The organism is Salipiger mucosus DSM 16094 (genome assembly GCF_000442255.1).
In the GTDB taxonomy this organism is placed as follows: Bacteria; Pseudomonadota; Alphaproteobacteria; order Rhodobacterales; family Rhodobacteraceae; genus Salipiger; species Salipiger mucosus.
Genome location: NZ_KE557280.1, coordinates 150,410 through 176,005, shown reverse-complemented (window position 1 = coordinate 176,005; position 25,596 = coordinate 150,410). Strand labels below are relative to the sequence as shown.

The window sequence follows — 25,596 nt, the reverse complement described above, 5'->3', positions numbered from 1 at the left end:
ACGCAACCACATCGGCCGGCGCGAGCGCCATCGGCCGGACGTGGAACCCCGCCCCCGGCGCCTCTGCCGGGGGCGGTGAGGTCATTCAGCCGTCGACGCGAATGCGAGCGTTTTCAGCATCATACGGGCTGTCCTTCACAACCTCGGCGTCCCAGAGATCGCCCATGATGCGGACCTTCAGCCGGGTGCCGGGCACGGCAAGCTCGGGGGTGACATAGCCCATGCCGATGGATTTTCCGAAGGCCACGGAGTAGCCGCCGGAGGTCAGCCGGCCGACGCGGGTGTCGCCGTGGTAGAGCGCCTCGCGGCCCCAGGGGTCGGCGTCGTCCGGGCCGTCGATCAGGACCGTGCAGCACTTGGAGCGGATGCCCGTGGCTTCCAGTTCAGCTTTGCCGTGGAAGTCCTTGGAAAGATCGACAAATCGCGGAAGATCGGCCTCGAGCGGCGTGCCGTCGCGGCCAAGCTCGTGACCGAAGGCGCGGTAGCTTTTCTCCTGCCGGAGCCAGTTCTGAGCCCGCGCGCCGACGGGTTTCAGCCCGTGTTTCGCGCCCGCCTCCATCAGCTTGTCCCAGAGATAGGCCGACATCTCGATCGGGTGATGCAGCTCCCAGCCCAGCTCGCCCGTGTAGGCGACACGTACCGCTCGTACGGGACACATGTACAGTTCGATGTCGCGCACCGAGAGCCAGGGGAAGCGCTTGTTCGAGAGCACCGTGGCGGGGTCCGCGTCCCTGACGAGCTCGGTCAGCAGCTCGCGCGATTTCGGCCCCGCGAGCGCGAAGACGCCCCACTGGGTGGTCACGTCGTGGACCGAGAAATAGCCCTGGTCGAAACCGAAGTCCTCGGCCGCCTTCTCGAGGTAGTCGCGGTCGTAGGCCTGCCAGCCGCCGGCGCTGACGAGGTAGTAGTCGTTCTCGGCGAGCCGGACGATGGTGTACTCGGTGCGCGTGGTCCCCTTGGCGCTCAGCGCGTAGGTCAGGCCGATGCGGCCGACCTTGGGCAGCTTGTTGCAGGTGAACCAGTCGAGGAAGGCGGTCGCGCCCGGCCCCTTCACCGCGTGCTTGGCGAAGGCGCTGGCGTCGATGATGCCCACGCCCTCGCGGATGGCCTTTGCCTCGTCGACGGCGTATTGCCACCAGCCGCCGCGGCGGAAGCTGCGGGCGTCGTGGTCGAAGCTGTCGGGCGCATCCACCGGCCCGTAGTAGTTCGGACGCTCCCAGCCGTTCACGCAGCCGAACTGCGCGCCGAGCGCCTTCTGGCGGTCGTAGCAGGGCGTGGTGCGCAGCGGGCGGCAGGCCGGGCGCTCCTCGTCGGGGTGGTGCAGGATGTAGACGTGCTCGTAGGCCTCCTCGTTCTTGCGGGCGGCATACTCGGTCGTCATCCAGTCTTCGCCGAAACGCTTGGGGTCGAGCGAGGCCATGTCGATCTCGGCCTCGCCCTCGACCATCATCTGCGCGAGGTAGTAGCCCGCGCCGCCGGCGGCGGTGATGCCGAAGGAAAAGCCCTCGGCGAGCCACATGTTGCGCAGCCCGGGCGCCGGGCCGATCAGCGGGTTGCCGTCGGGCGTGTAGCAGATGGGGCCGTTGTAGTCGTCCTTGAGGCCCACCGTCTCCGACGAGGGAATGCGGTGGATCATCGACATGTATTCCTCCTCGATCCGCTCGAGATCGAGCGGGAAGAGGTCGGCGCGGAAGCTGTCGGGCACGCCGTATTCGAAGCAGGCGGGCGCGTTCAGCTCGTAGGGCCCGAGGATCCAGCCGCCGCGCTCCTCGCGGACGTACCACTTGGCGTCGGCGTCGCGCAGGACCGGGTGCTGCGGGTTCGACTTGCGCCATTCGACGAGCGCCGGGTCGGGCTCGGTCACGATGTACTGGTGCTCGACCGGGATGGCGGGGCTCTTGAGGCCCAGCATCTTCGCGGTGCGCTGCGCGTGGTTGCCGGTCGCGGTGACGACATGCTCGGCGCGGATCGTCACTGTCTCGTCCGTGGGGACGAGATTGCCGCCGCGCTCGGTCATCTTGGTGACGGTGACCTGCCAGTGATCGCCGGCCCAGTGGTAGCCGTCGACCTGCCACTTGCGCTCGATCGTCACGCCGCGCTGGCGGGCGCCCTTGGCCATCGCCATGGTGACGTCGGCCGGATTGATGTAGCCGTCGGTCGGATGGTAGATCGCGCCCTTGAGATCGCCGGTCTCGAGCAGCGGCCAGCGCTCCTTGATCTGGGCCGGGCTGAGCCACTCGAAGGGCACGCCGCAGGTCTCGGCGGTGGTGGCGTAGAGACGGTATTCGTCCATCCGCGCGTCGCTCTGGGCCATGCGCAGGTTGCCCACCACGAAGAAGCCCGCGTCGAGGCCCGTCTCTTCCTCCAGCGTCTTGTAATACTTGATGGAATAGTCGTGGATGTGGGTCGTCGCGTAGGACATGTTGAAGTAGGGCAGCAGCCCCGCCGCGTGCCATGTCGAGCCGCTGGTCAGCTCGTCGCGCTCGAGCAGCACGACATCGGACCAACCGGCCCTGGCGAGGTGGTAGGCGATGGAGGTGCCGACGGCGCCACCGCCGACGACCAGGGCTTTCACGTCTGTCTTCATCTGCTGCGACTCCCGAGCGTTTCCATCTGCATATCGCAGCCGCAGAAAGCCCGCAGAGTTGGCCCGACCTGTCATGACGGGAAAGCGACATGCGGTGTCGCCGGGCACCTTTGGCGGACACTGCGGGGTTGCGGCGGTTTCACGCTGATTTGCGCGGGCCTGCCCCTTTCGCCGCAGAACACGCGGGCCTATAAGGACCGCTGTCTGCGCCTCGGGGACAGAGTCGCGGACTTCTACTCTTTTGCGTTGGGGCAGGACACGGAATGTTTGGACTGGACAGACTCATGGGCGCCTTTTCGGCGGACATGGCCATAGACCTCGGGACCGCGAACACGCTGGTCTACGTCAAGGGGCGCGGGGTCATCCTGTCGGAACCTTCGGTGGTGGCCTACCACGTCAAGGACGGCGTGAAGCGGGTGCTGGCCGTGGGCGAGGATGCCAAGCTGATGCTGGGCCGGACACCCGGCTCGATCGAGGCGATCCGGCCGATGCGCGAGGGTGTGATCGCCGACTTCGACGTCGCCGAGGAGATGATCAAGCACTTCATCCGCAAGGTGCACAAGCGCTCGACCTTCTCGAAGCCCAAGATCATCGTCTGCGTGCCGCATGGCGCCACCCCGGTTGAAAAGCGCGCCATCCGCCAGTCGGTGCTGAGCGCCGGCGCGCGGCGCGCGGGCCTGATCGCCGAGCCCATCGCGGCGGCCATCGGCGCGGGCATGCCGATCACCGACCCGACGGGGAACATGGTCGTCGACATTGGCGGGGGCACCACCGAGGTGGCGGTGCTGTCGCTGGGCGACATCGTCTATGCCCGCTCGGTGCGCGTGGGCGGCGACCGCATGGACGAGGCCATCGTCAACTACCTGCGCCGCCAGCAGAACATCCTCGTGGGCGATTCCACCGCCGAGCGGATCAAGACCGCCATCGGCACCGCGCGGATGCCCGACGACGGGCGCGGCAGCTCGATGCAGATCCGCGGCCGCGACCTGCTGAACGGCGTGCCGAAGGAGACCGAGATCAGCCAGGCGCAGGTGGCCGAGGCGCTCTCGGAGCCGGTGCAGGCGATCTGCGAGGCGGTGATGACCGCGCTCGAGGCGACGCCGCCGGACCTTGCGGCCGACATCGTGGACCGGGGCGTGATGCTGACCGGAGGCGGTGCGCTGCTGGGCGATCTCGACCTCGCGCTGCGCGAGCAGACGGGGCTGGCGGTGTCGATCGCGGACGAGTCGCTGAACTGCGTGGCGCTCGGCACCGGAAAGGCGCTGGAGTACGAAAAACAACTGCGCCACGCGATCGACTATGATAGTTGACGGGGCCGGCCCGCGGGCGGCGCGCGGCTGATCCCTGCGCCCGCGGCGCGGGCGTGACGGCCCGGTCTTCGGGGCAGACGAATGGCTAAGAACGGCACCAGCAGCGACGACTACACCGGCCCGCTGAAGCGACTGCTTCTCGGGGTGCTGGTGATCTGCCTGTTCGGCATCTTCATCCTGTGGCGGATCGACAGCCCGCGGGTCGAGCGGTTCCGCGCGCAGGTGATCGACCGGGTGATCCCCGGCTTCGACTGGGCCATGGCGCCGGTCACGGGCACGGTGCGCATCCTGCGCGATTTCCAGTCCTACCAGCGCATCCACGAGCAAAACCAGGAGCTGCGCCGCGAGTTGCGCCAGATGACCGCCTGGAAGGAGGCCGCGCTGCAGCTCGAGCAGGAGAACGCGCGGCTGCGCGATCTCAACAACGTGCGGCTGGACCCGCGGCTGACCTACATCACCGGCGTCGTGCTGGCCGACAGCGGCTCGCCCTTCCGGCAGTCCGTGCTGATCAACGTGGGCTCGCGCGACGGCATCGTCGACGGATGGGCCACGATGGACGGCATCGGCCTCGTGGGCCGGATCTCGGGCGTGGGGCCCAACACCAGCCGGGTGATCCTGCTGACCGACGCCACGAGCCGTATTCCGGCGGTGATCCAGCCCTCGGGGCAGCGCGCGCTGGTGACCGGCGACAACTCGGCCGCGCCGCCGATCGACTTCCTCGAGGATTCCGAACAGGTGCGCCCGGGCGACCGCATCGTCACCAGCGGCGACGGCGAGGTCTTTCCGCCGGGGCTGTTGATCGGACAGGTGGCACAGGACCCCGGCGGACGGCTGCGGGTGCGGCTGGCCGCCGACTACGAGCGGCTCGAGTTCCTGCGGGTGTTGCGCGACCACGGCGCGCGGCAGGTCTCGTCGCCGGCCTCTCTGATCCTGCCCGAGACGCCGCCGGACGCCGGCCCGCCGCCCGAGGAGGATGCCGCGGCCGCCGCGCCGGAGCAGCCCGATGGCTGAGACCCGCGCCACCCGGACATGGGCCATGCGCGCGGCTTTCGTTGCGCTGGCGCTGGCGATCATGTTCTACCGCCTGCTGCCGCTCGACCTGATGCCCTCGCGGCTGGCCGGGCCCGACATCCTGACCGCGCTCTGCTTTGCCTGGGCGCTGCGGCGGCCCGACTACGTGCCCGCGCTGCTGGTGGCGGGCGTCATGATGCTGGCCGACATCCTGTTCCAGCGGCCGCCGGGGCTGTGGGCGGGGCTGGTGCTGATCGCGACTCAGCTGCTGAAATCGCGCGACCGTCGCGACCGCGAGACCACCTTCTTCATGGAGTGGCTGACCGTCGCGGGCCTGCTGCTGGCGATCACTTTTGCGTACCGCCTGGTGCTTGCCCTCTTGATCGTGCCGACGGGACCGCTTTTGCTCGAGACCATGCGCTATGCCATGACCATTGCCGCCTATCCCGCCGTGGTAGCGGTTTCGCAATACCTGCTGGGCGTCCGCCGCCTGGCGCCGGGCGACTATGCCGTGTCGGGGAGGCCGGGATGAAGCGCAATCCACGCGATACCGCCGAGAGCACGCGCCGGATCACCCGCCGCGGCCTGATCCTGGGTGCGGCCCAGCTGGGCTTTGCCGGGGTGCTGGGGCTTCGGATGCGGCACATGCAGGTCGACCAGGCGGACGAATTCCGCCTGCTGGCCGAGGAGAACCGCGTCAACATCCGTCTGCTGCCGCCGGCGCGCGGGCGGATCTTCGACCGCGAGGGCCGGGTCATCGCCGAGAACGAGCCGACCTACCGCATCACCGTGGTCCGCGAGGACGCGGGCGACGTCGAGCAGGTCATCGCGCGCCTGTCGTCGCTGGTCGAGCTGGACGAGGACGAACTGAACCGCGCGCTGGCCGAGATGAACCGCAGCGCGCCCTTCCTGCCGATCACCGTGGCCGACCGGGTGAGCTGGGAGGCGATCAGCCGCGTCGCTGTCAACGCCCCTGCCCTGCCCGGCGTCACGCCCGAGGTGGGCCTGTCGCGCTTCTACCCGCAGCACGAGACCTTTGCGCACGTGGTGGGCTACGTCGGGCCGGTCTCGGAAAACGACCTCGCGCGCTACGAGGACCCCGAGCCGGTGCTGCGCATCCCGCGCTTCCAGATCGGCAAGGTCGGCGTCGAACGCAAGTACGAGGAGCAGCTGCGCGGAAAGGCCGGCGCCAAGCGCGTCGAGGTCAACGCGGTGGGCCGCGTCATGCGCGAGCTCGACCGCCGCGAGGGCGAGCCCGGCGCCGACGTGCAGCTGACGCTCGACAGCGCGCTGCAGGAATACTGCAAGGCCCGCCTCGGACAGGAAAGCGCCTCGGTCGTGGTGATGGACGTGGAGAAGGGCGACATCCTCGCCATCGCCTCGTCGCCCTCCTACGATCCGAACAAGTTCGTGCGCGGGATCTCGGTCGCCGACTACGGCGTGCTGCGCGACAACAACCACCGGCCGCTGGCCTCGAAGACGGTGCAGGACGCCTATCCGCCGGGCTCGACCTTCAAGATGGTGACGGCGCTGGCCGCGCTCGAGGCCGGGCTGATGACGCCCGGCGACACGCATTACTGCCCCGGCTACCTCAAGGTGGGCACGCGCCGCTTCCACTGCTGGAAGCGCGGCGGGCACGGCTGGGTCGACCTCGCGCAGAGCCTGCGCGAGAGCTGCGACGTCTACTACTACGAGCTGGCGCTGAAGGTGGGCATCGAGAACATCGCCGCCATGGGCCGCCGGATGGGCCTGGGCCAGACGCCGGACGTGCCGATGTCCGCGGTGACCGCCGGGCTGATGCCCGACAAGGACTGGAAGCGGCGCGAGCGCGGCGCCGAGTGGCTGATCGGGGACTCGGTCAACGCCTCCATCGGCCAGGGCTTCGTGCTGACCTCGCCGCTGCAGCAGGCGATCATGACGGCGCGCATCGCCACCGGGCGGGCGATCACGCCGCGGCTGGTCAAGACCGTGGACGGGGTCGAGACGCCGGCGCCGCAGGCCGAGAGCCTCGGCATCAACGAGAACCACCTGCGGCAGGTCCGCCGCGCCATGTTCGAGGTCTGCAACGACCGGCGCGGCACCGGCTACCGCTCGCGCATCGTGACCGAGGAATTCCGCATGGCCGGCAAGTCGGGCACCAGCCAGGTGCGCAACCGCGTCGTGCGCAACGAGGACGTGCCCTGGGAAGAGCGCGACCACGCGCTCTTCGTGAACTTCGCGCCCTACGACAACCCGCGCATCGCGGTCTCGGTCGTGGTCGAGCACGGCGGCGGCGGGTCCTCTGCGGCGGCGCCGATCAACCGCGACGTGACGCTGCAGGCGCTCTACGGCGGCACCCCGCCGCTCGAGGCCTACCCGAGCGCGGCCCGCTCACGCATCGAGTCGCAGCAGGAGCGGCTGGAACGCGAACGCCGCGAGCGCCAGTCCGATGCGCGGAGCCGCGCATGAGCTACCTCGAGTATACCGTCAAGACGACGCCCGCGGGCTGGCGCAAGGTGCTCTACCTCAACTGGCCGCTGATCGTGCTGCTGACCGCGGTGGCCTGCGTGGGCTTCCTGATGCTCTACTCGGTCGCCGGCGGTGCGCTCGACCCCTGGGCGGAGCCGCAGATGAAGCGTTTCGCGCTGGGGCTCGCGGTCATGTTCGTGGTCGCCATGGTGCCGATCTGGCTGTGGCGGAACCTCTCGGCGCTGATCTACCTCGCGGCGCTGCTGCTGCTGGTCGCGGTCGAGTTCGTGGGCTCGGTCGGCATGGGCGCGCAGCGCTGGATCGACATCGGCTTCATGCGGCTGCAGCCCTCCGAGGTGATGAAGATCGCGCTGGTGATGGTGCTGGCGGCCTACTACGACTGGCTGCCCATGCGGCGCGTGTCGAACCCGATCTGGGTTCTGGCGCCCATCGTGCTGATCCTCGCGCCGACCGGGCTGGTGCTGATCCAGCCCGACCTCGGCACCGCGATCCTGCTGGTGGCCGCGGGCGCGCTGATGATGTTCCTCGCGGGCGTGCACTGGCTCTATTTCGCGGTGGTCGCGGCGGCGGGGGCCGGCGGCGTCTATTCCGTCTTCCTGTCGCGCGGCACCGACTGGCAGCTGCTGAAGGACTACCAGTTCCGGCGCATCGACACCTTCCTCGACCCCTCGACCGATCCGCTGGGCGCGGGCTACCACATCACGCAGGCCAAGATCGCCATGGGCTCGGGCGGCTGGACCGGGCGCGGCTTCATGCAGGGCACGCAGTCGCGGCTGAACTTCCTGCCGGAGAAGCACACCGACTTCATCTTCAACACGCTGGCCGAGGAATTCGGCTTCGTGGGCGGGGTGTCGCTGCTCGCGCTCTACGTGCTGGTGCTGGTCTTCTGCGTGATCTCGGCGCTGCAGAACCGCGACCGCTTCTCGTCGCTGCTCACCTTGGGCATCGGATTGACGTTTTTCCTCTTTTTCGCGGTCAACATGTCGATGGTCATGGGGCTTGCGCCGGTCGTGGGTGTCCCTCTCCCGCTGGTCAGCTATGGTGGGTCCGCCATGCTCGTTCTGATGATCGCCTTCGGGCTGGTGCAGAGCGCGCACATCCACAAACCACGCTAGAGGCTTCATGACCGTCACCATCCTGTTCGCCGCGCCCGAGGCCCGCTGGGCCGACTACGAGGCGCCGCTCCATGCCGCCCTGCGCGAGACCGGCCTCGACTACCGTCTCGGCCTGTCCTTTCCACCCGAAGAGGTCGACTACATCGTCTACGCGCCCGAGTCCCACGTGCAGGACTTCACCCCCTACACGCGGCTCAAGGCGGTGCTGAATCTCTGGGCGGGCGTCGAGGGCGTCGTCGGGAACGAGACGCTCAAGGCGCCGCTGGCGCGGATGGTCGATGCCGAGGGGCTGACGCAGGGGATGGTGGAATACGTCACCGGCCACGTGATGCGCCACCATCTCGGGATGGACGCGCAAATCGTGAACCCAGAGCACGAGTGGGACCCGGTGATGCCGCCGCTGGCGCGCGACCGCCCGGTCACGATCCTCGGCCTCGGCACGCTGGGACAGGCCTGCGCGCATGCGCTGACGGGGATCGGCTTCCCGGTGACCGGCTGGAGCCGCACCCCCAAGGACGTGAGCGGCGTCACCTGCCTGCACGGCGAGGACGGGTTCCGCCACGCGCTGGAGCACGCGCAGATCCTCGTTCTGCTGCTGCCCGACACGCCCGACACCGCCGACACGCTCGACACCCGCGCGATCGAGCGGATGCCGCGCGGCGCCTTCGTCATCAACCCCGGGCGCGGGGCGCTGATCGACGACGACGCGCTGCTCGCGGCGCTCGACGCGGGCGAGGTGGCGCATGCCACGCTCGACGTCTTCCGGCAGGAGCCGCTGCCGAAGGGCCATCCCTACTGGGCCCACCCCTGCGTGACCGTGACGCCGCACATCGCCTCGGAGACGCGTCCGCCCTCGGCCTCGCGGGTGATCGCCGAGAACATCCGGCGCGGCGAGGCGGGTAAGCCGTTTCTGCACCTTGTGGACCGCGACGCGGGATACTAGGAGAACCGCGCAGTTGCTGGAGTGCCGCCCATGACCTTCGACCGATCCCTGAAAATCGCCCCCTCGATCCTCTCTGCCGATTTCGCCGACTTCGGCCGCGAGATCCGCGCCATCGAGGACCAGGGCGCCGACTGGGTGCACGTCGACGTCATGGACGGCCACTTCGTCCCGAACCTCACCTTCGGCCCGCCGGCGGTGAAGGCCTTCCGCCGCCACGTGACCACCGTGATGGACGTGCACCCAGTCGGCGCCCTGGTCCTCGATGGCGCGGATCTCGCGGCCGAAGTCGGCGAAATCGGCAGAGAGGATCGAGGGGGCGATTTTCAGGGATCGGTCGAAGGTCATGGGCGGCACTCCAGCAACTGCGCGGTTCTCCTAGTANGCCCGCTCGACGCCGAGGCCCTCTCGACCATCACCGAGGCCGACCTGCGCGCCTCCCGCGTCTTCCGCGGCGGCCTCGACGTGGACAAGCGGCTGCACCAGGCCGCCGAGTGACCGCCCCGCCCCTTCATCTTTCCCCAAATACGCAAACCACCCCGGATGCACGGAGCCCCGCCATGACCTTCGACCGATCCCTGAAAATCGCCCCCTCGATCCTCTCTGCCGATTTCGCCGACTTCGGCCGCGAGATCCGCGCCATCGAGGACCAGGGCGCCGACTGGGTGCACGTCGACGTCATGGACGGCCACTTCGTCCCGAACCTCACCTTCGGCCCGCCGGCGGTGAAGGCCTTCCGCCGCCACGTGACCACCGTGATGGACGTGCACCTGATGATCGCGCCGGTCGATCCCTACATCGAGGCCTATGCCCAGGCCGGCGCGGACATCCTCACCGCCCATGTCGAGGCCGGGCCGCACCCGCACCGCACGCTGCAGGCGATCCGCGCCAGCGGCATGAAGGCGGGCCTCGCGCTCAACCCCGGCACGCCCGCCAGCGCGGCCGAGCCGCTGCTCGACCTCTGCGACCTCGTCTGCGTGATGACGGTGAACCCCGGCTTCGGCGGGCAGAGCTTCATTCACTCCTGCGTCGACAAGGTCCGCGCCCTGCGCGCCATGATCGGCGACCGCCCCGTGCACATCGAGATCGACGGCGGCGTCGACCCGACAACAGCGCCGCTGGTGCGCGAGGCGGGCGCCGACGTGCTCGTCGCGGGCTCGGCGGTCTTCAAGGGTGGATCGGTGGAGACCCCCGAGGCCTATGGCACGAACATGCGCGCCATCCGCGAGGCCGTCACCGCCTGAGGCGCCGCCCCCGGCCCCATCATCTTTCCGGAAATACGCCGGGGGAATTCGCCGCAGGCGAAGGGGGCGGAGCCCCGCCCCGGACCGGGCTATCCCGCCTGCCGGCGATAGCGGAAGACGCCCGAGCCCTTGGCGATCAGCGCGCCGGTCTCGTCGCGGACCTCGCCATCGGCGAAATAGGTGGCGCGTCCGCCGCCCGTGCGCCGGGCCTCGACAATGAGCCGCTTGCCGGTCGGCAGCGAGAGGTACTGCACGTTCAGCGATAGCGTGAAGGCCACCTGTTTCACCTCCGGATCGCCGGTCCAGCAGCCGGCGTGCCCCATGGCGGCGTCGAGCAGCGTGGCGTAGGCGCCGCCGTGCGGCACGCCGTAGCGGTTGCCGTGATGCGGTGCGATCTCCATCTCGAAACGCGCGAAATCCTCGCGCCAGTCGGCCATCCTGAAACCCAGATGCGCGCCGAAGGGGGATGGATCTTCCCGGAATCGCTCGTCCATCACTGCGTGGCTCCTGTCGTCATGTCGGCGCGTTCTCCTGCGTTTCCAGCGCGAGCGGCGCGGGCGTGCCGCCGAGGTCGTCCACGCGCAGCGGCCCGGTCGGCCGCGCGAGGCGGTTGCGCACCACCCAGTGCAGCCGTTCCTGCGCGCGGGTGATCGCGACGTAGGCCAGCCGCTTCCAGAGCGGCTGCCCGGCCTCGACCCGGCCCATGCGCGCGGCGGCGAAGAGATCGGGCGCGAAGACCTGCACGTCGCTCCATTGCGAGCCCTGCGCCTTGTGGATGGTGACCGCCGCCCCGTGCAGGAAGGTCGCCCCCATGCGCGCGGCGAAGGGAATGAAGGGCTCTTCCTCGTCGGGCTTCTCGATCTTCACGATGGAGGCTGCCGAGACCTGCGGTTCGAGCGCGCCCATGACGTGCAGCTTTGAGAACCCCGACTTGCGCCCGGGCCCGAGGTAGACCACCTGCGCCCCCTTGATGAGCCCCCGCGCCTCGAGGTCGAGCCGCTTCTTGCGGTGCTTCATGGGCAGTTCCAGACCGTCGCAGATCAGCGGCTCGCCCGGCAGAAGCTCGGTCTCGGGCGCCTCGTGGACGGCGCGGAAGGCCTGGATCAGGCGGATGCGCGTGGCGTTGCGCCAGACCAGCACCGGCGAGCGCGCCATGAGGTCGACCTCGACCCGCTGGCCCCAGACGACGCGGTCGTCCTGCTGGGCCTTTTCCTCGACCATGCGCTCGAAGTCGTGGAACTCGAGCTGCGGGTCCGCGAGGGCGTGGGCGAGGTCGAGGATGGGGTTGTCGGCGTCCTGGCGGTGGATGCGGTGCAGCTCCATCTTCGCGCCGTCGTCGAGGCCGTCGAAGACCATCTTGCCGGACTGGTTCACCGGCGCGAGCTGGGCCGGGTCGCCGAAGAGCACGAGGTTGGGGAAAATCTCCTTGAGGTCATCGAACTGGCGTTCGTCGAGCATCGAGGCCTCGTCGACGAAGCCGATGTCGAGCGGCTCCTCGCGGCGTTTCCAGCCGGTGATGAAGTCGCTGCCCCGCAGCCCCGCCGCCGCGAGCGCCGCGGGCACCGACTTGTGCCCCTGGTACGCTGTGAAGGCGCGGTCGAGCGCGTCCTCGGTCAGGCCCTCGATATCGGGCTTCTCGTCGTTGCCCATGAGCCATTCGGCGATGCGTTCGTATTCCGGGTCGTAGACCGGGGTATAGATGATGCGGTGGATCGTCGTCGCCGGCACGCCGCGCATGCGCAGCACGCTCGCGGCCTTGTTGGTGGGCGCCAGCACCGCGACGGTGCGCTTTTCCCGCCGCCGGCGGCTTTCGTAGTCGCCCGAGACCAGCTCGACCCCGGCCGCTTCGAGCGACTTGCAGAGCTCGGCCAGCAGAAGCGTCTTGCCCGATCCCGCCTTGCCCATCAGCGCCATGACCTGCCCGCGGCCGTCCTTTGCCGGAGCGCAGGTGCCCTCCTCGAGGTCGATGCCGGCGGCGCGCAGCATCTCGGCGACGCGGTCCCAGGCCTCGGCCTGGTCTTCGGAGTAGGTGATCGCGGGAAGGGTCATGCGCGCGACCCTATCCAAGCCCTGCGCCGGGCGCCAGAGAGCTTCCGGCCTGCTGCGTCATGGTTTCAAAGGAAAACGGGGCGGATCGCTCCGCCCCGTTCCCGTGGTCGTTCCGGCGCCGGGTCGATCGGACCGGAACGCGCTGCATATGCCGTTCCGGGGACCGCCGCGATCAGCTGGTCAGCAGGCGCGCCTCGTGCTTCTTGAGCGAGCGGCGCGCGGCGCCGTAGGCCTTGAGGCCCTCGGCCTGCTCGAGCTCGGGGAAGAGCGCGAAGATCTCCTTGCGCTGCGCATCGCCGATGCCCTTGAGGGTGTAGTCGCCGGGCTGGAAGCTCTCGGTCCAGGCGCCGTTCGACAGGACCACCTCGTGCTGCTCGAACATGAAGTGGATGTAGGTGACGCCCAGGGTGCCGACCTCGTCCACGCCCTCGAGCCCCGTGAGGTGCTTGGCCGCCGCGAGGACCTCGCGCTCCTCGAAGTAGAGCGCCGTCTTGTCGTTGGCGACGAGGACGCGGTGGTTGGGCGAGACCAGCAGGTCGTGCTCGGGCAGGTTGTTCCCCAGCGCGCCCTTCTGAATCAGGATCGGCTTCATGTGGGGCTGGCGGGCCAGCTCGAAGCCGGTCAGTTCCTTGCGGCCGACCCACTGGATTTCCTGGATGCCGTTGTCGCGGGTGATGACGCGGTCGCCGACCTTGAGGTCCTCGACCAGGCGCTCGCCCTGCGGGGTGGCGATCAGGGTGCCGGGCGTGAAGCAGGGCACGACGTTCTCGATCTCCTCGAAGGTCATGGTCGAGAGCGGGTCGCTGTCCTCGGTGCGGTCGGCGCCGTAGAACTCGACGTAGCCGTCCTCGCGGTCATCGGAGGTGTAGACCACGTTGAGCGAGCCGCCCTCGGGCGCGGAGCCGGTGAGGTCGAGCGTGTCGTAGTCGTAGGGGTTGCCCTCCTCGTCTTCTCCCTGCGGGCCGTCGCCGCCATCGACCACGTCGCCGCCGTCGGCGCCGATGATAACGTCGCGCCCGTCGCCGCCGTCGATGGTGTCGGCGCCCTGGCCGCCGACGATCGTGTCGTCGCCGTTGCCGCCGAGGATGCTGTCCTCGTCGATGCCGCCGTCGAGGTAGTCGTTGCCCGAGCCGCCCAGCAGCGTGTCGTCGTCATCGCCGCCGATGATGGTGTCGTTGCCGAGCCCGCCCATCATGTAGTCGCGGTCGTTCTCGGGCACCGGGTCGGTGTCGTCGGTGATCTCGAGCTCGGCGGGGTTCGAGCCGTCGATGTAGTCGTCGCCCTGCCCGCCATCGAGCGTGTCGGAGCCGTGGGCGCCGATCAGGGTGTCGTTGCCGACGTTGCCGGTGATCTCGTCGTCGTCGATGCCGCCGTCGAGGTAGTCGTCGCCCTGCCCGCCGTCGATGGTGTCGCGGTCGTCGCCGGTCTCGATGCTGTCGTTGCCGCCGTTGCCCTCGACGTAGTCGCGGCCGTCCTCCTGGTTCGGGTCGCTCTCGAAGCCGAGGATCGGCAGGTTCGGGTCGTCGCCCGCGTAGTCCGAGAAGGTGTCGGTGCCGACGATGAGCGTGTCGTCGCCCGCGCCGCCGTAGACGGTGTCGGCGCCCTGCACGTCGAAGACGTAGTCGTTGCCGCCGCCGCCCACGACCGAGTCGTTGTCGATGCCCGGGCGGATCGTGTCGTCGCCGTCGTCGCCGATGATGGTGTCGGCATCGTCGCCGGTCTCGATCAGGTCGGCGGTCTCGAGCCCCACGACGCTGTCGCGGTCGTCATCCGGGTCCGGGTCCTGGTCGAGGCCGTTGAAGGGATCGAGGTCCTGCATGTCCTCGGAGACCGGGAAGATGTCGGCGTCGATGCGCGGGTCGCCAGCGGGGGTGGTGTCCTCGCCCACGGTGACGACGATCGTCCCCTCGTCGGTGCCGCCGTTGCCGTCGTCGACGGTGTAGGTGATCGTGTCCTCGCCGGTGAAACCCTCGTCCGGGGTGTAGGTCACGGTGCCGTCGTCGTTGATGACGACCTCGCCGTTCTCGGGATCGGAGACATCGGTGACGGTCAGGTCGTCGCCGTCCACGTCGGTGTCGTTCTCGGTGGGATCGAAGGTGACGGGCGTGTCCTCGGTGGTCTCCTCGGCGTCGTCGTTGGCGACGGGCGCGTCGTTGACCGGCTCGACCGTCACGTCGACCTGGCCGGTGGCCTCGTTCCCTTCGGGGTCCTGGATCGTGTAGGTGATCTCGGCCGGGCCGTTGTAGTCGTCGTCCGGCGTGAAGGTCAGCGTGCCGTCGTCGTTAATCGCGACGGTTCCGTTGGTCGCGGTGGCCTCGGTGACGGTCAGCTCGCCGCCCTCGGGGTCGCTGTCGTTCTCGAGCACGTCGATGATGACGGCGGTGTCCTCGGGGGTGGTGGCGTCGTCGTCCTCGGCCAGCGGAGGCAGGTTGTCGCCGTTGGTGGTCGAGAACATCACGTCCGACACCAGCACGGCCTGGGTGGTGTTGCCGCCGTTCTCGTAGACCACCTCGACGCGCGACACGGGCCCCGCGATGGAGACCTGCAGCGTGCCGTTCTGTTCGTCGAAGTCGGTGATCTCGGTGCCCACGGCGGTGGCTCCGGAGACGTCCGAGGTGGTGCCGAGCGCGGTCAGCGTGACGTCGACGGGATTGCCCTCGGCGTCGTAGGCGAGGATCGTGACGTTGTCCTCGAAGCTGGTGCCCGCGCTGCCGCCCGAGGCGTATTCCGCCAGGTCGCCCAGGTCGCCGCCGGTGCCGGCGTCGACGTCGTTGAGCAGGAACGAGACGTTCTCGACCTCGTCGGCGTAGCTTTCGTCGGTGGCTCGGAAGTCCATCACCGTGGTCGAGGTGCCCGCGACCGTGCCGCCGGGCCCGCCGTCGCCGAAGAGCTTGAGGTGCGAGGTCGGGTTGAAGCCCGAGGAGCCGGGAACGTAGCCGTCATAGTTGACCGTGAAGGCCTCGGCGCCGTCGTCCTGCGCGGTGAAGGTGATGTCGACAGCGATGCCGCCGGTATCGACCGTTGCCGTCACGCCATCGGAGGGCGTGGGCGCGAGGTTGTAACCGTAGGCGCCCAGCAGGCCCCAGTTCAGCAGCAGATCAGCCATCGTTCGACCCTTTTCAATTCATAAACGGGGGCATGCCCCAACCGCCGCGGCGGCCACGGCGCACCCGGGCACCGCGCGATCCAAAATTCCGTGCCAGGCCTGAAAGGTTGCGACGGGTCCGCGCCGTCCCCCTCGTGCCGCGCATGTCGCGGGCCGGAGATCGACGTCTGCAGCGGCGGGGTTCGTCCCCTGGCGCATCCCGTCGCACCCTCGCGGATGCATGACAGTTCAGCGGCCGCCCCCGTGGCCTGCAGTCTTCACCCCCCAGTCGGGCTTGCGGAAATTAATAAGGATAGCGAGGTCATGCACAAAGGAGAAAATGGCATCTTTTCGGCAGCAGGCGCATTTCGGCGCCGCGATCCGGGCTGGTTCAAGGCTCACTCGCGCATAGGTGTTGTGGCGAATTGTTTCCGTTAGCAACGGTCGGAAGCGCGCAATGCGCCTTGAAAACGTGGATCCGGCGTTACTCACTTCGTTCAATTCGGGATCACTGTTGCCGGATGCGAGACAAATTGCGACCGGCTTGTTCGGGCGGGTTGCAACCATCGGATGTGTCGCAAATGAGGCGGCGTCTGTTCCGGCAGGGGAACCAATCACGTCGCCCGGTCGCCATTGGTCAAGCCGGCAAGGCTCTTGGCCTTAACCGATTGCGAATCATTCAATTTTCATTCGTCTAGAATGCAGCCTTTGCGACACTCGGCCGCACGGTCACCTGTCGAGAGCGAGTCCGGCCACCGGTGTCTGCGCAAAAGACCCTCCGGACCGCGGCAAAGTCCGGGCATCCCCGCACGGAAACGCAGGCCTGGCACGCTGCACGGGAAGGTCCGGTGCCGATACGCGCTGCACGGGATCACGGCCCAATAACCAATGCCGCTTCATTCGGGCGGAAGCTCTGCAATCACTGGTAGCGTGAACATCGAATTGCTCAATTTCAACGTGACGGCGTCTCGGCAATTCTGGCCCGGAGCATTCCGGAATTCAAACCTGGCGGAACGGTGCAATCGCGGGATGAAATGTCCGGCGCCCATGATCGGCACGTTGCCCCGTGACGCTGTCCCGGTTCTGGTTGAGCCGGGGCGTCATCGGAAGCAACACAAAGGCCGGGCGCTGACCGCCGAGCACGCGCCCGTCAGCGAGGGTCCGGCCATCAAATCCGGCGCGCCAGCCCCAAGACGCGTCCGCCTGATCCTTTCCAGGCCTGCACCTGTCCGGACCCGTTCCTGGCCATGGACGATCCCGTTCCGGGCACGTCCGGGTCACGCGTCCCGGCGTCCTCCCCAACGCGGCAGGCGTGCCGAAACACCCCGTCGAGCGAGGTCCCTGCTGCACCGTGCCTCGTCGGCCCGGCGGTCAGGCTGGATGATTGACGGACCTTGCTTAGCAAATCGTTAACGCATGCCTTGCAGCTCGCCGGTTCGTCCCGGCGTCATCCGATCTGCGTATCCCGCGAAGCCGAGCGAAATGCCGCTGTGTCATGCACATGGCACAGAACAGGTCTGCATAGCTGACCATTGTGCTGCAGGGCAGCATTCGCTAGTTGTTTCTCAACGGCGCTGCAAAGACGCCTGACAGTTTCCAAGGGTTCTCTCCTCCTCCCTGAACCCCGGAAATCAGCGGCGGCCCTCTCTCCTCCTCCCTGAGGGTCGCCGCACTCCCTCCCTTCCGGATCACCTGCCAAACCGCGCGCCGAGCAGAAATTTGCCGTCGTCCGCGCGAGAACCGGTGCTCTTCTGCAACACCCCGACACCGGCACGCCACACGGATTGATTCACCGCCCCGGCATGTTCAGAAGCGGCTGGCGGACGCAGCATGGCCCATCCCGTTCCGGGCCTGTACGCCACTTCCCCAGATGTACGGCTGCGTTCGCACCCTGCCCCCGGCAGAGACCTACTTCGGCCGGTCGGGCGCCGGGCGGCGCTGCGCGAGGTCCTGCAGCATTCCCTCGATATCCCTCGCCACGGCAGGACCGATATCGCCCGCGTCCTCGAGGAGCATGGCGACATCGAGGATGCGCAGCAGGTCGGGCTTCAGCAGGCGGATCCCGCCGGCCTCGGCAAGGCTGCGGAAGGCCCGCGAGAGCGACTCCGGCCGGGTGCCGAGCATGCAGGCGAGGTCCAGCCGGTTGATCGGGATACGCATCTCGATGTGGCCGTTCACCGCCTGCAACAGGTTGTCGATCCGGCCGTAGCGCGTGCAGACCGTGAGCAGGAACCCGGCGAGGCGGCTGCGGATGCGCTGGTGCGACAGGATCAGCAGCCAGTCGCGCGCGTGTTCGAGGTCGGCGAGCTTCTTGCGGTAGATCATCGTCTCGAGGTCCGGCGCGCTGTCGAGAAGCGCCGCGAAGGGCTCTTGCGGGAACATGCAGACCTCGGCCTCGGTGGCGGCCTCGATGTCGAAATCGGAGAGGTGTCCGAGGGTGTCGCCGAAGATGTCGCCCGAGGCGAGCAGCCCGACGGTGTGGCGGTTGCCCGCCTGCGAGGTCTTCTGCATCCGCAGGAAACCGTGCCGCACGCTGCCGACGAAGCCCGCGGCTTCGCCTCCGCGGAGCACGGTCTGGCCATTCTGAAAGGTCTGGCGGCGGCACATCCCGGTCAATGCGCCGAGTGTCTCGGGCCGCAATCCGGCGAAATGATCGCTCGTGTCCAGATGGCACCTCGCGCCGCTGGGCTTCGCGTCAATCCGGGGCATGAGCGCCCCTTTCCGACCTGGAGGGTCGCCGGAGGCCCGGTGCGGACCGCCGGGACGCGGCAGCGGAACGCGGGCGGAAGGCCTGGCGCAGTCTCAGGGGCATCATCAGTTTCCCCCGCCCTGCTGCCGCCGCAGCTCGATGATCTGCTGGTTGACCACGGCGATCAGCTCTCTCATGCGCTGCTCGGTGAGGACGCGCTCGGTGATGTCGAGCTGCGCGCCCGTCAGGCGCCGGGGTCGGTTCTGCCGGTCCTGCTCGACGGTGCCGCGGACCAGCACCCAAACGACCTCGCCGTCGGGGCGCAGGATGCGCCACTCGCCTTCGAGGACGCCGTGCTCGAGCGCGGCGTCGATGCAGCGCGTGGCGACGGGAAGGTCCTCGGGGTGGATCAGCGAGATCCAGTCCTCGTAGCGGCCGCCGATGACGCCCTCCTGCAGGCCGAACATGGTGACCAGCTCGGGGCTCCAGCGGCCTTCGCCGGTCTCCACCAGCCAGTCGAAGGTGCCGACGCCGGCGGCTTCCTGGGCGACCCGGAGCCGCAGCTCGGTCTGCCGCACCTCTTCCTCGGCCTGCCGGCGTTCGGTCACGTCGCTGGCCGCGCCGAACCACTCGACGATCTCGCCACGCTCGTCCATCAGCGGGATCGCCCGCGAAACGGTCCAGCCGAGCGTGCCGTCCGGAAGCTTGACCCGGTGTTCGAGCTGGAAGACGCCTTTCGTCTCGATGGCGGCCCGGATGGCGGCAAGGACCTCGGGCTGATCCTCGGGGTCGATGTAGGCTTCGAGCCAGTCGGTCGTGGGCGCATGCGTGTCCCTGATGAAGCCGCGGCCGTCGAGCTGGCGCATCTCGCGCCAGTCGGGGCTCATGCTGTAGATCGCGTAGGAGGTCGCGGCGACCAGTGCGCGGAAGCGCTGCTCGCTCTGGCGGAGCGCCTCTTCGGCGCGCTTGCGTCGGGTCACGTCGCGGATGATGGCCAGCAGGCGCTGCTGCGAGCCGTCCTCGATGCGTGCCACGAACATCTCGAGCAGCATGCCCTGGGGCTTGGACTCACGCTCGGTGCGGACCGACTCCCCGGTTTCGAGGACGCGGTCATAGTCGTCGTACCAGTCCTCGACCTCGTCCGGGAAACTGTCGCGGATCGACTGGCCGCTGAGGTCGGGAATGCCGAACATCTCCTGCATGGCCCGGTTCATCGTCACGCACCGGTAGTCGCGCAGCGCGTCCGGGCGAAGCGGCAGGCGCTCGAAGATGCAGACCGCGTCGTCCATCGCCTCGACAAAAGCGCGGTTGCGGGTCTCGCTCAGGCGCAGGTTCGCCTCGGCGCGCGCCTCCTTGATCGCCGACCAGATCCGCTCGGCGACTTCGCAGATCAGGCCGACCTCTTCGCGGCTCCAGGCGCGTGGGCGGTCGAGCGTGACGCTGAGCGCACCCACCAGCCGGCCGCCTTTCGACAGCGGCACGGCGAGGCTGGCGATGATGCCGATGGCGACCGAAGCCGCGCGGTCCTCGTCGGGAACGAGGGGCGAGCTGCGCACGTCCGGGACGATGTGACATTCGCCCCGGCGCAGGATCTCGACCGACCAGCCGAAGTCCGCGAGGTCATACTGTCCGGCAAGCGATCCGATGTCCCCGCGGACGTAATCGCGCTCGACCCGGGCGAGGCCCATGTCCTCGTCGATCTCGACGTAATAGGCACGGTCGACCTCGAGCCAGTCGGCGAGCATCCGGCAGGCCTCGGCCTGGATCTCGACCGGATCGGCGATGGGTCGGAGGGCATCGACGAGGCGCAGCAGGAAAGCGTACTGCGTCGCAGCCAGATGGTAACTGTCAATGTCGATACCCAACGGCCTGCCCTCTGTCCACGGAGCTCCGCGCAGACAGAAGAATAGGTCGATTCGTGCGCCTCGAAACAAGCCATTTCGCGCAGGTTTCGCCACCGTTCAGCCAGGTTCGGCGGCAAGTCGCCCGGGGGCGGCCGTTTCGTCGCCCCGGGCGCCGATGCAAACGCGTCGCGGCGCCTCCGGTCAGAGCTCCCGCAGGTAGGCCTCCGAGACCCAGCCCCGGAGGCCTCTCGCCCGCTCGAGCGAGACCTCGCACCAGCTGGTGCCGCCGGTCGGCGTGCACTCGTGCACCTGCACGACGGTCCCGTTGGGCAGCCCGGTGTAGATGTCGAAGCCGGTTCCGGGGCCGCCGCGAAGTTTGAGCATGTCGCCCTCCTCGACGCCATATACCTCGTGCCGGCCGTTCCAGCCGCCCGATGCCGAGCAGGCCGTGAGCACGCCGGTCAGAAGGCCCGCCGCCAGCACCTTGAAGATCGTTCCGCGCATGGTTTCACCTGTGTCTTGCCTCGGCGTCCTGTCTAGGCCGTGGCGCGGGCGAAAGGAATGGCCGGCGCGCATGGCGGGGCACGGAAGCCGCCCGGTGTGGCTAGGCGGCCTTGGTCCAGTAGGCCGAGATGTAGGACCGGCGCGGGGGGCGGCCGGCCTGCCGGTAGGCCCGGCGCAGGTGCTGGGCCGCGTCACGCTCTCCGGCGAACCAGAGGTAGGCCTCGGGGGCCGCCTCCATCGCGGCGATGGCCCGCTCCGCCATGATCTCGGGCGTCAAGCCCTCGGGCCGGTGCAGGCGCAGGCCCGGGTGGTCGGGAAGCGGATAGGCGCGCGTGGTCGCGCTGCCGGCCTGAAGCGTGATCTCGCCGGTGAGGTCCGGGTTGCGCTCGAGCAGGCGCGCGATCGCCGGGAAGGCGGTTTCGTCGGCGAAGGCGCGGATCTCGCCCTCGACGCGGCAGCCGCCTCCGCCGGGGCCGATGACGGCCATCTCGGTGCCCGGCGCGGCGGCGCGCAGCCAGTCCCCGGCGCGTCCGCCATCGTGCAGGAAGAGGTCGAAGACGAGCCGCCCGCGCGCGGGATCGACGTGGCGGGCCGTGTAAACCGGGAGTTGCAGCGCGGCGTCGCCCTTGGGCCAGACGGTCGCGCCGTTGTCGCCGAGCCGCGGCCATTCCGGGCACGCGAGGCCGCGCGGCGGCAGGCCGAGGCGGAAATGGATCGCATCGTCGGAAAAGCGCGAGACATCGCCCGCGAGGGCGATGCGCAGGAAGCCGCAGTCGAGGGCCTCGATGCTCTCCAGCGCCATGAGGCGGACGTTGGGCGGCAGGCGCCCTGCCCCGGCGCCGTCGGACCAGCGCAGCGCCTGCGCGGCCTCGGGCCATGCGGCCGAGACCTGGCCGACGATGCTGTCCTTGAGCGCCTGCAGGTGGTCGGCGCGCGGCGCGGTGATGCGGGCCGCGGCGCCCTCGGGGCGCTGCTCGAAGCCGAGCCGCCCGTAGGCGGTGCCGACGACGAGCGCGCCGGGATCGTTGCGTTCGACGGGCAGCTCCTGCTCCTGCGCGAGACCGAGGACCAGTTCGCGCAGGCGCGCGAAGGGCACGTCGGGCAGCAGGCTTTCGGCGACGAGATCGGGATCAGGCATGGGAGTGCGTCCTGTCGGAGGCCCGTGTCGCGCCGAGGATCGCGGGGATCGTCGCGAGCGCGAGCATGCAGGCGATGGTGAAGACCGTGCCGTAGCCGAAGTGTTCGGCCACGACGCCCGCCGCGACGCCGGCGAGCATGCTGAGGGCGGCGTCCATGCACTGGAAGAGCGTGAAGTCCACGCCGCCCTGGCGCGGATCGGACCAGGCCATGAACTGGCCGTAGAGCGCCACGAAGCCGAAGGCCATGACGGCGGTGCTGGTGACCATGGCGAGGGGCGCGATGCCGGCGACCGGCAGGAGGCCCGGGCCGGCCGAGAGCGCCACGAGCCCGAGGATCGCGGCCTGCGCGATCACCGCGCCGACCAGAACGCGGCGGCTGCCGAAGCGGCGCACGAAGCCACCGCCGCCAAGCGCGCCGGCAAGCCCCAGCGTGAGGCTGCCCGCGCCGCTCAGCAGGCCGAGCTGCGCAAGGTCGTAGCCCGCGTCGATGAAGAACGGCCCGAAAAGGCCCATCGCCGTCTTCTGCGAGATGACGTAGAGCGCCGCGATGCCGAGGCCGCGGCGCACCTCGGGCCGCGCGAGCGCGGCGCGGAGGCTGGGTTGGTGGCTGCGTTCGGCGGGCCGTCCGCGCCACGCGAGCAGCAGGAACGGCAGGCAGAGCGCCGCGATGACGGCGGCCATGGCCGAGGTGCCCGAGAGCCAGCCCGCGCGGTCGACCACGATGAGGAAGACGCCCCCGCCGATGGCCGAGCCGAGATAGGCTCCACCCACCTGCGCGGCGTTGCCCCAGCCGTAGCGCGTGCCCGCGAGCGCCGCGACGGCAAAGCCGTCGCAGGCGATGTCGACGGTCGCCGTGGCGAAGGCCGCCACCATGAGCAGCGCCAGCACCGGCAGCACCGGCGCCGGGCCGATCAGGCCGGTCACGAGCAGGACCGCGATGACCGCCAGCGCCCCGAGCGCCACGATGCGTCCCGAGCGATCGCGCCCCCGCGCCGGCAGGCGGTAGCGCTCGACCGCCGGGGCCCAGAGGAACTTCAATGCCCAGGGCAGCACCAGCAGCGAGATGAGCCCGATCCGGTCGAGCGGCAGCCCCTGCGCACGCAGCACGCCGGGAAGACCGGTCCAGGTGACGCCGCCGATCACGCTCTGCGCGACGTAGACACCGCCGATCGTGCCGACGGTGCCCAGGGTCTGCCGCAGGTCCGGCATCAGAAGCGGTAGCGGATGCTGGCGGTCGCGGTGCGGCCCTCGTAGCGGTAGCAGTTGCCCGCGCTGCAGGTCTGGCCGGTCTCGTCGAAGACGTTCTTGGCGTTCACCTGAAGCTCGAGCCCGTCGTAGCCCACTTCGCCGAAGTCGTAGGACATGGCGAGGTCGGTGAAGAGGTAGGCGTCGTTCTTGAAGGTGTTGGTGTCGTCCCCCCAGCTTTCGCCGATGTAGCGCAGGCCCGCGCCGAAGCCGAAGCCCTCGAGCGCGCCGGCCTGCGGCTCGTAGAAGCCCCAGACCGAGGCCGTGTGGTAGGGCGTTGCCGAAAGCGTGTTGCCATCGGTGTCGGCCGCGCCCTTCTCGATCTCCATGTCGACGTAGGTATAGGAGCCCATCGCGCTCAGCCCGTTGCCGAAGTTCACGTTGCCCTCGAGTTCGAACCCGCGCGAGCGCAGGTCGAGCTGGCGCTGCTTGTTCACGCCCGTCGAGGTGTCGAAGACGACGCCGTCCTCCTGCGCGATGTCGAAGAGCGAGGCGGTGATCAGGCTCTCGCTGCCGGGCAGCTGGTACTTGATGCCGATCTCCTTCTGAAGCGCGCGCGTCGGCTCGGCCGGGCGGCTGTCGTCGGAGGTCACGTCGTCGTAGACCACGCCCACGTTCGGCGAGAAGGAGGTCGAGACGTTGCCGAAGACGCTGAGGTCGGTCGAGACCTGGTAGGAGGCGCCGATGCGGCCCGAGAAGGCTTCGTCCGAGGTGTCGGTCCCGTCGCGGGCCGCGTCGCGCGAGGTCATGTCCACCCAGTCGTAGCGTCCGCTGAGGAAGACGGTCCAGGGCCCGGTCGTCATCTGGTCGTGCAGGTAGATGCCGACCTGCTCGGTCTCCTGCCCGCCGGAATAGGGCACGTCGACCGCGTCGGTCGCCTCGGCCGAGACGTAGCCCGTCGTCGAGTAGGCATCGTAGTCGGACCATGAGTAGTCGACGCCGCCGACCAGCGTGTGATCGATGGCGCCGGTGGTGAACTCGGCCTCGGCCAGCGTGTCGACGGTGAAGACCTCGATGTCCTCGAGGTAGTGGCCCCAGTACCGCGCGAGCGAGGCGCCGCTGTCGTAGTAGCCGCTGTACTCGAGGTCGGCGTCCACCTCGGAGTAGCGCAGGTTCTGGCGCAGGGTGACGGCATCGGTGAGTTCGTGCTCGATCTCGTAGCCGATGCGGTACTGTGTCTGGTCGAAATCGTTGTAGTCCGGATCGCCGTTGTAGATCTCGGAGGCCTCGCCGTAGGACGGGTTGTAGTAGGAGGCGGTGCCGCCGACCGTGGACTCGGAGTATTCGCCGAGGAAAGTGATGCTCGTGCGGTCGGTCAGCTCGTAGGTGAGCGCCGGGGCGATCAGGGTCTTGTCGTCGGAGTAGCCGTCGAGCGGCGTGTCGGCGTCGCGCACCAGCCCGGTGAGCCGGTATGTCAGGCGCCCGGCCTCGTCGAGCGGGCCGGTAAAGTCGAAAGCCAGCTCGGCGCGGTCGTCGGTGCCGGTGGTGAACTTCAGCTCGCGGAAGGGCTCGTCCTTGGGACGCTTCGAGACGATGTTGACGATGCCGCCCGGCCCGCTCACGCCGTAGAGCGACGAGGCCGGCCCCTTCAGGACCGAGGCCCCCTCGAAGGTATAGGGCTCGTTCCGGTACCAGGCCGAGGGGCCGTTCACCTGCCGCAGACCGTCGCGGAACAGCCCGGTGTAATAGGCCGGGAAGCCGCGCAGGTAGATCGCGTCGTAGCGCGTGTCGAAGGCGAAGTTCCCGACGCTCGAGCCGGCGGTGTAGGCCAGCGTTTCCAGCAGCGTGCGCGGGACCTGGTCCTCGACCTGGTCCTGCGTGACGGTGCTGATCGCCTGCGGAATGTCGCGGATCGGCGTGTCGAGCTTGGTCGCCTGCCGGCCGGAGAGAGCGACGTAGCCGTTCTGATCGAGCGTGGCGTCGCTCTCGGCTTCGAGGACCAGCGTGCCGAGGTCGAGCGTGCCGGCGTCCTGCGCGGCTGCAGGCAGTGCGGCTCCCAAGGCAACAAGAAGGGCCGATCGCGAAACGTGCATGGTCATACTCCCTGAATGGACACGAGCGGCGTTGTTTCACGGCCTTCCGATAAAGACAAACAGTTTTGGTCAGGAATCCGGAATCGCGTGAAACGACGTCCCGCTTCGCCGAAAATCCGTTCAGGACAAGCGGGATAGACGGCCGCCGTTCCTGGCCCGGGCCCGCTGGCCATCCCGGCGCGCGCGGTCCCGCTGCCTGTCCCGGAGCCCAAAGACGGCATCGGGGCGGGGGCATTCATAAATTGTGCAATTGACTTGAATTCATTCTCGGGGCATCGGAATGTGACCACCAGTTGCAGCCATTCTGGAATGATTGTGACCATTTCGGCTGA

The 25,596-nt window shown here is 68.9% G+C and carries 18 protein-coding genes and 2 pseudogenes; 8 read left to right on the top strand and 12 right to left on the bottom strand.

The features are described 5' to 3' along the window. Window positions 1-85 precede the first annotated feature (85 nt). Window positions 86-2,587, bottom strand: a complete 2,502-nt coding sequence (locus SALMUC_RS19470) for a GcvT family protein (RefSeq protein ID WP_020041426.1) — start codon at window positions 2,585-2,587, stop codon at window positions 86-88. A gap of 263 nt (window positions 2,588-2,850) precedes the next feature. On the opposite strand from SALMUC_RS19470, the gene SALMUC_RS19465 reads away from it, so the two are divergent. The 7 genes and pseudogenes from SALMUC_RS19465 to SALMUC_RS19435 all read left to right on the top strand — a co-directional run. Continuing rightward, window positions 2,851-3,897 carry a rod shape-determining protein gene (locus tag SALMUC_RS19465; RefSeq protein ID WP_020041425.1) on the top strand — a complete coding sequence of 349 codons (1,047 nt, stop codon included), beginning with the start codon at window positions 2,851-2,853 and terminating at the stop codon, window positions 3,895-3,897. Window positions 3,898-3,978: 81 nt separating this feature from the next. Next, on the top strand, window positions 3,979-4,908 hold the full coding sequence (gene mreC, locus SALMUC_RS19460; RefSeq protein WP_020041424.1) for a rod shape-determining protein MreC: 930 nt from the start codon (window positions 3,979-3,981) through the stop codon (window positions 4,906-4,908). Further along, a complete protein-coding gene (locus SALMUC_RS19455) occupies window positions 4,901-5,440 on the top strand; it encodes a hypothetical protein (RefSeq protein ID WP_037372398.1) in 540 nt (179 codons plus the stop codon). Before mreC ends, SALMUC_RS19455 begins: the two co-directional genes overlap by 8 nt. Continuing rightward, window positions 5,437-7,356 (top strand): penicillin-binding protein 2, encoded by a 1,920-nt coding sequence (mrdA, locus tag SALMUC_RS19450; protein ID WP_020041422.1) that lies wholly within the window; start codon window positions 5,437-5,439, stop codon window positions 7,354-7,356. The genes SALMUC_RS19455 and mrdA overlap by 4 nt, the downstream gene beginning before the upstream one ends. Next, the gene (gene rodA / locus SALMUC_RS19445; protein WP_020041421.1) at window positions 7,353-8,492 is read left to right on the top strand and encodes a rod shape-determining protein RodA; all 1,140 of its coding nucleotides are present in this window, start codon (window positions 7,353-7,355) and stop codon (window positions 8,490-8,492) included. Before mrdA ends, rodA begins: the two co-directional genes overlap by 4 nt. A gap of 7 nt (window positions 8,493-8,499) precedes the next feature. Then, window positions 8,500-9,435, top strand: coding sequence for a 2-hydroxyacid dehydrogenase (locus tag SALMUC_RS19440; RefSeq protein ID WP_021120663.1), 936 nt, complete (start codon window positions 8,500-8,502; stop codon window positions 9,433-9,435). 30 nt (window positions 9,436-9,465) lie between these two features. Further along, window positions 9,466-9,723: pseudogene (locus SALMUC_RS19435) on the top strand (ribulose-phosphate 3-epimerase); the annotation flags it as partial. On the opposite strand, the pseudogene SALMUC_RS31885 reads toward SALMUC_RS19435, so the two are convergent. Then, window positions 9,709-9,780, bottom strand: a pseudogene (locus SALMUC_RS31885) (ribulose-phosphate 3-epimerase); the annotation flags it as partial. The pseudogenes SALMUC_RS19435 and SALMUC_RS31885 sit on opposite strands and share 15 nt — an antisense overlap. Before the next feature lie 212 nt (window positions 9,781-9,992). Here SALMUC_RS31885 and rpe point away from each other — a divergent pair. Continuing rightward, window positions 9,993-10,676, top strand: a complete 684-nt coding sequence (gene rpe / locus SALMUC_RS19430) for a ribulose-phosphate 3-epimerase (protein WP_020040613.1) — start codon at window positions 9,993-9,995, stop codon at window positions 10,674-10,676. A gap of 89 nt (window positions 10,677-10,765) precedes the next feature. On the opposite strand, the gene SALMUC_RS19425 is transcribed toward rpe, so the two are convergent. From SALMUC_RS19425 to SALMUC_RS19385, 10 genes are all read right to left on the bottom strand, one after another. Then, window positions 10,766-11,170, bottom strand: a complete 405-nt coding sequence (locus SALMUC_RS19425; RefSeq protein WP_020040612.1) for a PaaI family thioesterase — start codon at window positions 11,168-11,170, stop codon at window positions 10,766-10,768. 19 nt (window positions 11,171-11,189) lie between these two features. Beyond that, on the bottom strand, window positions 11,190-12,725 hold the full coding sequence (locus SALMUC_RS19420; protein WP_020040611.1) for an ATP-dependent DNA helicase: 1,536 nt from the start codon (window positions 12,723-12,725) through the stop codon (window positions 11,190-11,192). 172 nt (window positions 12,726-12,897) lie between these two features. Then, entirely contained in the window at window positions 12,898-15,831 is a 2,934-nt protein-coding gene (locus SALMUC_RS19415) for a Hint domain-containing protein (protein ID WP_020040610.1), read from the bottom strand. Window positions 15,832-16,059: 228 nt separating this feature from the next. Beyond that, window positions 16,060-16,377 carry a hypothetical protein gene (locus tag SALMUC_RS30015; RefSeq protein WP_156883567.1) on the bottom strand — a complete coding sequence of 106 codons (318 nt, stop codon included), beginning with the start codon at window positions 16,375-16,377 and terminating at the stop codon, window positions 16,060-16,062. Between the two features lie 1,341 nt (window positions 16,378-17,718). Next, window positions 17,719-18,417: a Crp/Fnr family transcriptional regulator gene (locus tag SALMUC_RS19410; RefSeq protein WP_020040609.1), complete on the bottom strand. Its 699-nt coding sequence runs from the start codon at window positions 18,415-18,417 to the stop codon at window positions 17,719-17,721. 207 nt (window positions 18,418-18,624) lie between these two features. Then, window positions 18,625-20,364: a PAS domain-containing protein gene (locus tag SALMUC_RS19405; RefSeq protein WP_020040608.1), complete on the bottom strand. Its 1,740-nt coding sequence runs from the start codon at window positions 20,362-20,364 to the stop codon at window positions 18,625-18,627. A 180-nt stretch (window positions 20,365-20,544) separates the two neighbouring features. Further along, window positions 20,545-20,847, bottom strand: a complete 303-nt coding sequence (locus SALMUC_RS19400) for an SH3 domain-containing protein (RefSeq protein WP_020040607.1) — start codon at window positions 20,845-20,847, stop codon at window positions 20,545-20,547. Between the two features lie 100 nt (window positions 20,848-20,947). Continuing rightward, on the bottom strand, window positions 20,948-21,985 hold the full coding sequence (locus SALMUC_RS19395) for a siderophore-interacting protein (RefSeq protein ID WP_020040606.1): 1,038 nt from the start codon (window positions 21,983-21,985) through the stop codon (window positions 20,948-20,950). Continuing rightward, entirely contained in the window at window positions 21,978-23,195 is a 1,218-nt protein-coding gene (locus SALMUC_RS19390) for an MFS transporter (RefSeq protein ID WP_020040605.1), read from the bottom strand. Before SALMUC_RS19390 ends, SALMUC_RS19395 begins: the two co-directional genes overlap by 8 nt. Further along, on the bottom strand, window positions 23,195-25,264 hold the full coding sequence (locus tag SALMUC_RS19385; RefSeq protein WP_020040604.1) for a TonB-dependent siderophore receptor: 2,070 nt from the start codon (window positions 25,262-25,264) through the stop codon (window positions 23,195-23,197). Before SALMUC_RS19385 ends, SALMUC_RS19390 begins: the two co-directional genes overlap by 1 nt. Window positions 25,265-25,596: the final 332 nt, after the last annotated feature.